Source organism: Mesorhizobium sp. WSM4884 (assembly GCF_029625675.1).
Classification (GTDB): domain Bacteria; phylum Pseudomonadota; class Alphaproteobacteria; order Rhizobiales; family Rhizobiaceae; genus Mesorhizobium.
On the sequence record NZ_JARTVO010000003.1, the window covers coordinates 189,679 to 197,500 of the forward strand.

Annotated in this window: 6 protein-coding genes (1 of these 6 cut by a window edge); 4 read left to right on the forward strand and 2 right to left on the reverse strand. The window is 63.8% G+C overall.

All coding sequences use genetic code 11. The features are described 5' to 3' along the window. Window positions 1-251: 251 nt before the first annotated feature. From clpB to P9236_RS06200, 3 genes are all read left to right on the forward strand, one after another. Window positions 252-2,858 carry an ATP-dependent chaperone ClpB gene (gene clpB, locus P9236_RS06190; protein WP_278073726.1) on the forward strand — a complete coding sequence of 869 codons (2,607 nt, stop codon included), beginning with the start codon at window positions 252-254 and terminating at the stop codon, window positions 2,856-2,858. A 139-nt stretch (window positions 2,859-2,997) separates the two neighbouring features. After that, on the forward strand, window positions 2,998-3,357 hold the full coding sequence (locus P9236_RS06195) for an MmcQ/YjbR family DNA-binding protein (RefSeq protein ID WP_278073727.1): 360 nt from the start codon (window positions 2,998-3,000) through the stop codon (window positions 3,355-3,357). A 142-nt stretch (window positions 3,358-3,499) separates the two neighbouring features. Further along, the gene (locus P9236_RS06200; RefSeq protein WP_278073728.1) at window positions 3,500-5,032 is read left to right on the forward strand and encodes a L,D-transpeptidase family protein; all 1,533 of its coding nucleotides are present in this window, start codon (window positions 3,500-3,502) and stop codon (window positions 5,030-5,032) included. On the opposite strand, the gene P9236_RS06205 is transcribed toward P9236_RS06200, so the two are convergent. Then, window positions 5,006-5,638 carry a TMEM175 family protein gene (locus tag P9236_RS06205; RefSeq protein WP_278073729.1) on the reverse strand — a complete coding sequence of 211 codons (633 nt, stop codon included), beginning with the start codon at window positions 5,636-5,638 and terminating at the stop codon, window positions 5,006-5,008. The two genes, P9236_RS06200 and P9236_RS06205, sit on opposite strands and share 27 nt — an antisense overlap. A 172-nt stretch (window positions 5,639-5,810) precedes the next feature. Between P9236_RS06205 and P9236_RS06210 the strand changes: the two genes are divergently transcribed. After that, window positions 5,811-7,367: an MFS transporter gene (locus P9236_RS06210; RefSeq protein WP_278073730.1), complete on the forward strand. Its 1,557-nt coding sequence runs from the start codon at window positions 5,811-5,813 to the stop codon at window positions 7,365-7,367. A gap of 156 nt (window positions 7,368-7,523) precedes the next feature. Here the strand turns inward: P9236_RS06210 and P9236_RS06215 are convergent, their stop codons facing one another. After that, on the reverse strand, window positions 7,524-7,822 hold the 3' end of the coding sequence (locus P9236_RS06215; RefSeq protein ID WP_278073942.1) for a M23 family metallopeptidase. Its footprint extends 1,681 nt past the window's final position; only the last 299 of its 1,980 coding nucleotides appear in the window; the start codon falls outside the window, past its right edge — the gene reads right to left on this strand; it ends in the stop codon at window positions 7,524-7,526.

Below are 7,822 nucleotides of genomic sequence, written 5' to 3' on the forward strand. Positions count from 1 at the left end.
ACGGAGCGAATCCGAAGGATCGCGACGCGCTTTAAGCCTTTGTCTTATACATGTCGTTTTCCCAAAACCGCCGCGCACTTTTTGGGCGACATGCACTAGAATATTCTGCTTTGACCGACATCAAGGCGTCTTGAGAGACTTGGGCCCATATACCATATCTCGGCTGAACAGGGCTCGGCTCGGATGAGCGGGTCCGTCACCGCAATCTGATCCGGTGCCGCAAAGCGGGCCGGTGACGGAAGGAGACACATATGAATATTGAGAAATATTCCGAGCGCGTGCGCGGTTTCATCCAGTCCGCGCAAACCATGGCGCTCTCGCGTAACCACCAGCAATTCACTCCCGAACATATGCTCAAGGTGCTCGTCGATGACGACGAGGGCCTTGCCGCGTCCTTAATAGAGCGCGCCGGCGGCCGTGTCCGCGACGTCAAGCTCGGCGTCGAGGCGGCGTTGGAGGCCATGCCCAAGGTCGAAGGCGGCAACGGCCAGCTCTACCTCGCCCAGCCGCTCGCCAAGGTGTTTTCGACCGCCGAGGAACTGGCCAAGAAGGCCGGTGACAGCTTCGTCACCGTCGAGCGGCTGCTGCAGGCGCTCGCCATGGAAAAGTCGGCCAAGACCGCAGACATCCTGGCCAAGGCCGGCGTCACCGCGCAGGCGCTGAACCAGGTCATCAACGACGTCCGCAAGGGCCGCACCGCCGATTCGGCCAATGCCGAACAGGGCTATGACGCGCTAAAGAAATACGCCCGCGACCTGACCGCGGATGCCCGCTCCGGCAAGCTCGATCCAGTCATCGGCCGCGACGACGAGATCCGTCGCACCATCCAGGTGCTGTCGCGGCGCACCAAGAACAATCCGGTGCTGATCGGCGAACCCGGCGTCGGCAAGACGGCGATCGCCGAAGGCCTGGCGCTGCGCATCGTCAATGGCGACGTGCCGGAATCGCTGAAGGACAAGCAGCTGATGGCGCTCGACATGGGCGCGCTGATTGCCGGCGCCAAGTATCGCGGCGAGTTCGAGGAGCGGCTGAAGGCCGTGCTCAACGAGGTCACCTCGGCCAACGGCAACATCATCCTGTTCATCGACGAGATGCATACGCTGGTCGGCGCCGGCAAGGCGGACGGCGCGATGGATGCGTCCAATCTTCTGAAGCCTGCGCTGGCGCGCGGCGAATTGCACTGCGTGGGCGCGACCACGCTCGATGAATACCGCAAGCATGTCGAGAAGGACGCCGCACTTGCCCGCCGCTTCCAGCCGGTCTTCGTCGACGAGCCGACGGTCGAGGACACCGTCTCGATCCTGCGCGGCCTGAAGGAGAAATACGAGCAGCACCACAAGGTGCGTATTTCCGACTCCGCGCTCGTCTCGGCCGCGACGCTTTCCAACCGCTACATCGCCGACCGCTTCCTGCCGGACAAGGCGATCGACCTGGTCGATGAGGCCGCGTCGCGGCTGAGGATGCAGGTCGATTCCAAGCCCGAGGCGCTGGACGAGATCGATCGCCGCGTCATGCAGCTCAAGATCGAGCGCGAGGCGCTGAAGGTCGAGAAGGATGAAGCCTCGAAGGATCGGTTGGCAAAGCTGGAGAAGGAGCTGGCCGACCTCGAAGAGCAGTCGACCGAGTTGACTGCGAAGTGGCAGGCCGAAAAGCAGAAGCTCGGCCTCGCCGCGGATCTCAAGAAGCAGCTCGACGAAATGCGCAACGAACTGGCGATCGCCCAGCGCAAGGGTGAGTTCCAGCGCGCCGGTGAGCTTGCCTATGGCAAGATCCCCGAGCTGGAGAAGAAGCTCAAGGAGGCCGAAGCCCAGGACGGCAAGGCGGGCATGGTGGAAGAGGTGGTCACGCCCGACCACGTCGCCCATGTCGTGTCGCGCTGGACCGGCATTCCGGTCGACAAGATGCTCGAGGGACAGCGCGAGAAATTGCTTCGCATGGAAGACGAGATCGGCAAGCGCGTCGTCGGCCAGGGTGAGGCGGTGCAGGCCGTGTCGAAAGCGGTGCGTCGCGCCCGCGCGGGCCTGCAGGATCCGAACCGGCCGATCGGCTCGTTCATGTTCCTTGGACCCACCGGCGTCGGCAAGACCGAGCTCACCAAGGCGCTCGCAAGCTTCCTGTTCGACGACGAGGGCGCCATGGTGCGCATCGACATGTCGGAGTTCATGGAGAAGCACTCGGTCGCCCGGCTGATCGGCGCGCCTCCCGGCTATGTCGGCTATGAGGAAGGTGGCTCGCTCACCGAAGCGGTGCGGCGCCGGCCATACCAAGTCGTGCTGTTCGACGAGATCGAGAAGGCGCATCCGGATGTGTTCAACGTGCTCCTGCAGGTGCTCGACGACGGCCGGCTGACCGACGGCCAGGGCCGCACGGTCGACTTCCGCAACACGTTGATCGTCATGACCTCGAATCTCGGCGCCGAATATCTGGTCAACCTTCGCGACGACCAGGACGTCGATGCCGTGCGCGACGAGGTGATGGGCGTGGTGAGAGCCTCGTTCCGTCCGGAGTTCCTCAACCGCGTCGACGAGGTGATCCTGTTCCACCGGCTGCGCCGTCAGGACATGGACCGCATCGTCGAAATCCAGCTCAAGCGGCTGGAAAACCTGCTTGTCGACCGCAAGATCGAGCTGTCGCTCGATCACGACGCGATCGAGTGGCTGGCGTCCAAGGGCTACGATCCGGCCTATGGCGCAAGACCACTGAAGCGGGTGATGCAGAAGGAACTGCAGGACCCGCTGGCGGAGAAGATCCTGCTCGGCGAAATCCTCGACGGTTCGACCGTCAAGGTCACCGCCGGCTCCGATCGTCTGAACTTCCGCTCGAAGCCGACCGTGGTGGCGACCGAAGCCGCCGCCTGATTCGAGCCGGAGTGCATCCACAGAAGTGCGCCGCACCGGATCGGTGCGGCGCACTCTTGCTTTTTGCGCTCTTGCTTTTTGACGGGGCCATACCGCAAAACCGATACCGATCTCGGTTATCGGAAGGGGCGCGATTCCAATGAAGCTCGAGGACTATAACGGCTTCTGTGCCTCCCTGCCGGCCACGACGCATGTCGTGCAATGGGGCGGCGCCCATGTCTGGAAGGTCGGCGGCAAGGTGTTCGCGATCGGTGGCCACGACCGCGAGGGCGAAGTCTTCGTCACCTTCAAATGCTCCGACATGGCCTATGACGTGCTGAAGGAACAGCCGGGTTGCCGGCCCGCGCCCTATCTCGCCTCGCGCGGCATGAAATGGATCCAGCGCCAGACAAGCCAGAGCGTGGATGATGCAGCGCTGAAGGACTATTTGCGCGAAAGCCACCGACTGGTCGTGCTGAAGCTGACGAAACTGGTCCGTAGCGAACTGGGGCTGCGCTGACATTCGGTTCGGGATCATGGTGAAACGCCGGGAATCCGCCATCTTCATGCCCGGTTCATGTTGGAACCTTAATTTTGGTAACTGGTTTGGCGGCAAGAGATTCGGTTGCCAAGACCCTAGTCGCCCGGAGAGCCTGACCCACATGCTGCGCACGATCTTTTCCCTTTCGGCACTCGCGGCCGGGCTGGTTTCTTCTGGCGCGCTCGCGGCGCCGGGTCTGGAAGACGCGCAGGAGACGGTTCGGCCCGCTCAGTACGGCGCGCTCCTGCTCGCCCAGGACGGCAATATCGACATCTACTACGACGCCCGGGGCAACCGGGTGCTGGTCGATGCCGACACCGGCAAGGTCATCGCCATCCAACCGCCGCAGAGCAGGCTCGACCGTCGGGCGCTGCGCCGCCAGCTGCGGATGCAGGAACTCGGACGCGCGCCGGTCGAGGACGACGACCGCTACTATCTCGACAATCCCGACGACATGGCCCGCTTCCGCCGCAAGCAGCTGGAAGAGAACGGCAGGGTCATTCCGCCGCCGGTCGACGAGGACGATCCTTATGGCGACAATTCCGTCGAGGCTTATCCGCCGGCCCCGAATGACGAGGGTTACGCCACCACCTATCCGGAGGCGCCGAAGTCGGACACCATCAGGCGCCAGCCGCTGAACGAGGCGTCGATCGAACCGCAGCCAGGCCAGGGGGATGTGCTGCAGACCAGCCCGGAGGCCGCCCTGCCGCCGGACACGAGCGGCAAGGCCACCGTCGATCCGTCGCTGTCGCTCGGCGTGCGCCAGGACGTGGCCGAACTTCAGGTGCTGCTCGATCGCGCCGGCGCCTCGCCGGGCGTCATCGACGGGCGCTTCGGCTCCAATGTCGACAAGGCCTTGGCCGCCTATAACCAGATCACCGGCAGCAATCTGAAATCGACCGACGCGGTCGGCATCCAGTCGGCACTTGCCCAGTCCGGCGGAGACGCCTTCGCCTCCTACACGATCACGCCCGAGGACGCGGCCGGCCCCTATGTCGCCTCGATCCCGGAAGATTACAGCCAGAAGGCCAAGCTGGACCGCATGGGCTACACCTCGGTCACCGAGGCGCTCGCCGAACGTTTCCATATGGACGAAGGCTATCTGAAGTCGATCAACAAAGGGCTCGACTTCAACCGCCCCGGCACGATCATCAAGGTCGCCAATTTCGGCAAACTGGTGTCGACGCCGGTCGCCCGCATCGTTGCCGACAAGGACAAGAAGGAAGTCTTCGCCTATGAGGCGGGCGGCAAGCTGGTCGCGGCCTATCCGGCCACCATCGGCTCGGCCGACACGCCGTCGCCCACTGGCATACACACCGTGTCGCGCATCGCGCTCGACCCCAATTACACCTACAACCCCAACATCAATTTCAAGCAGGGCCAAAACGACAAGATCCTGACCATCCCGCCAGGGCCGAACGGTCCGGTGGGCTCGGTCTGGATTGCGCTCGACAAGCCGACCTACGGCATCCACGGAACGCCCGATCCCTCCAAGATCGGCAAGACCGAAAGCCATGGCTGCGTGCGCCTGACCAACTGGGACGCGCGCGAACTCGCCAAGCTGGTGTCGCCGGGCGTCACCGTGGAATTCGTCGGCGGACCGACGATCGCGGATGTCGGCGGGACCTCAACCGATGATTTTGCGCAGCAATGAGCTGCGCGGCGCGGCGGCATAGATCAGCTGCACGAGCAGAATGAAGGCTATGCTCGCCAGCGGGGTGACGAGGCAAAGTGCCGTGCCGATCGCCCAAAGGGTCTGCGCCTTGACGATGCGCTGATAGACAGTGCGCCGCGTTTGCGCCTCGACATCCTCAGCCAGCATGCCGTTCCTGTCGGCGTACCACCAGCTCGCGAACAGCGTGGCGCCGAGCATCAGAAGATTCAGCCAGTAGACGACCACCGCGACCCTGAATTCGAGGAAATCGGCCAGCAGGTCGGTGGAGAACGGCAAAAGGGCGATGAAGGCGAGAAAGCAGAGATTGAGCGTCGCGAGCCTCCGGTCCGATTTCGCGATCAGGCCGTGCTGCGCCTGCTGGCCGAACCAGAAGATGGTCAGCGTCAGGAAGCTCAACGCATAAGTCAGGAAACGCGGCGCGAGCGCCAGGATAGCCGCAAGCAACTCGCTCTCCGAATGCACCGCCTCATGCGCCGGCACCCTGATTTCCAGCACGATCAGGGTCAGCGCGATGGCAAAGACGCCGTCGGTTATACCGACGATGCGCCCACGCCCTTCGGCTGACGGTTCAAGCGGCCGCTTCATGGCTTCCCCCTTTTTGGCGCAGTTCCGGCGACGGGCCGGAACCTAGCACGCGACGGTTCGTTTGCGTCATGATTGCCGCCCTCCTGGTCATGCGGCCAGTGCAACTTGGTTTCAAGAACAGCGATCCTCTGGCCGGTTGTAGCGCACGTGCCGGAGAGCTAAGCAGACATTCATGGCGTCCTCGAACGAAACCACCGCCGATTCGATTTCAACCGCGACGCGCGCGAACGGAACGTTCTGCCCGCAGACGCGGCGCAAGTTCGTGCTGGTGGCGGCGATCCTCGCCTCGGCGCTCGGCTTCATCGACGGTTCGGTCCTAGCGATCGCCATGCCGGCGTTGCGCGTCAATCTCGGCGCCAGCCTGGCAGAGGCGCAGTGGATTTCCAACGCCTATGCGCTGACGCTTTCGGCGCTGATTCTGGCGGGGGGTGCCGCCGGCGACCGATTCGGCCTCAGACGCGCGTTCGTCACCGGCATCGCGCTCTTCATCGCCTCCTCGCTCGCTTGCGCGTTAGCGCCCAATCCGGCGGTGCTGATCGGCTTTCGCGCCATCCAGGGCATCGGCGCCGCCATCATGGTGCCGGGCAGCCTCGCCATCATCGCCAAGGCCTATCCGAAAAAAGAACGCGGCCGGGCGATCGGCATCTGGGCCGCCGCTTCGGCGCTGACGACGGCGCTTGGTCCGGTGCTTGGCGGCTTGGTGCTGTCGACCTTCGGCAACGGCGTCTGGCGCGCCATCTTTGCCGTCAACCTGCCGCTCGGACTGGTTTCGATCTATCTGCTGCTCGCCAAGATTCCGGCAGACCAGCCGACCGAGAAGCGCAGCCTCGACCTCGGGGGCGCAGCGCTTGCCACACTTGCCTTCGGGGTGCTGGCCTACGGGCTGACCGCAATGAACGCCGAGGGCGGCGGGATGATGTCCGGGCCGGCGATCGTCGCCGGCGCCGTCTTGCTTGTCGTCTTCATCCTCTACGAGCGCTGGCAGCGTGAGCCGATGATCGATCTCGGCCTGTTTCGCATCGGCGCGTTCGCCGGCGCCAATCTCGCGACCTTCTTCCTCTATTTCGCGCTGTCGGCGAACCTCTTCTATCTGCCGATGGTCCTGATCGCGGGCTGGGGACTGAGCTCGGCCGAAGTCGGCTTCATCTTCCTGCCGCTGTCGGCATCGATCGCGTTGCTGTCGGGCCCGGTCGGCCAGTGGTCCGACCGGATCGGCCCGCGCCTGCCGATCGCCGCCGGCAGCTTCGTCGTCGCCATCGCCTTTGCGGGCATGGCCCTGCTCGCCCAGGCCGGCATCCACAATTTCTGGACCGGCACCTTTCCGCTGATGGCCGTGATGGGGCTCGGCATGGCGCTCGTCGTGTCGCCGCTGTCGACGGCGGTCATGACCTCGGTCGAGGACAAGGATACCGGCGCCGCATCAGGCATCAACAACGCCGTCTCGCGCGTCGGCGGGCTGATCGCGGTGGCTGCTATGGGTTCGCTCGCGGCTTTCGTCTATGCGCGATCGACCGGCAGCCCAGCCGGCATTCCCAGTTTCGGCGAGCCCCCCACGTCCGCCCTCGCCGCCAATCTCGATGCGTTGAGGATTGCGGCAAGCGATTCGGCTTTTGCCGCGGTTGCCGCCGTCACGGCGTTGCTTTGCCTGCTGTCGTCGATCGTCGCCTGGTTCACCGTGCCTGGGCAGGCGATGCCTTGGCCGCAGCGAACGGATGATTCGCGCGGCTAAAGCATGTCTCCCGAAGGTGGGAACCGGTTTCGGGACAAAGACGTAAAAATCAAAAACCTGAAGCGCGTGGAGCGAATCTGAAAGATTGCGACGCGCTTTAGAGTGGTTTATTCGCAATTCCGGACGGAAAACCGCTGCACACTTTCCTGGAATTGCTCAGTTGGGAAGCTGCGAATCGGTCTTGGCGCTGGCCACCTTCAGCGAATTTCCGTCTTCCTGCTTGAGCAGGTCGTCGATGCGTTCGCGCTCTTTTTTGAAGGCGACGAGATCGTCGCCCTTCAGCACCTTGCCGACCGGCAGGCGGACGCGCATCGAATCGACCTTGGTGCCGTTGACGATCAGCTCGTAATGGAGATGCGGGCCGGTCGATAAACCCGTTTGGCCGAGATAGCCGATGACCTGGCCCTGACGGACATGGACGCCAGGCTCGATGCCTTTGGCGAAGGCGCTCTGGT

Bases quoted from the DNA above. Each gene is read 5' to 3' on its own strand.
- P9236_RS06200 (WP_278073728.1), top strand. From the start codon at position 3,500: ATGCTGCGCACGATCTTTTCCCTTTCGGCACTCGCGGCCGGGCTGGTT.
- clpB (WP_278073726.1), top strand. From the start codon at position 252: ATGAATATTGAGAAATATTCCGAGCGCGTGCGCGGTTTCATCCAGTCC.
- P9236_RS06205 (WP_278073729.1), bottom strand. From the start codon at position 5,638: ATGAAGCGGCCGCTTGAACCGTCAGCCGAAGGGCGTGGGCGCATCGTC.
- P9236_RS06195 (WP_278073727.1), top strand. From the start codon at position 2,998: ATGAAGCTCGAGGACTATAACGGCTTCTGTGCCTCCCTGCCGGCCACG.
- P9236_RS06210 (WP_278073730.1), top strand. From the start codon at position 5,811: ATGGCGTCCTCGAACGAAACCACCGCCGATTCGATTTCAACCGCGACG.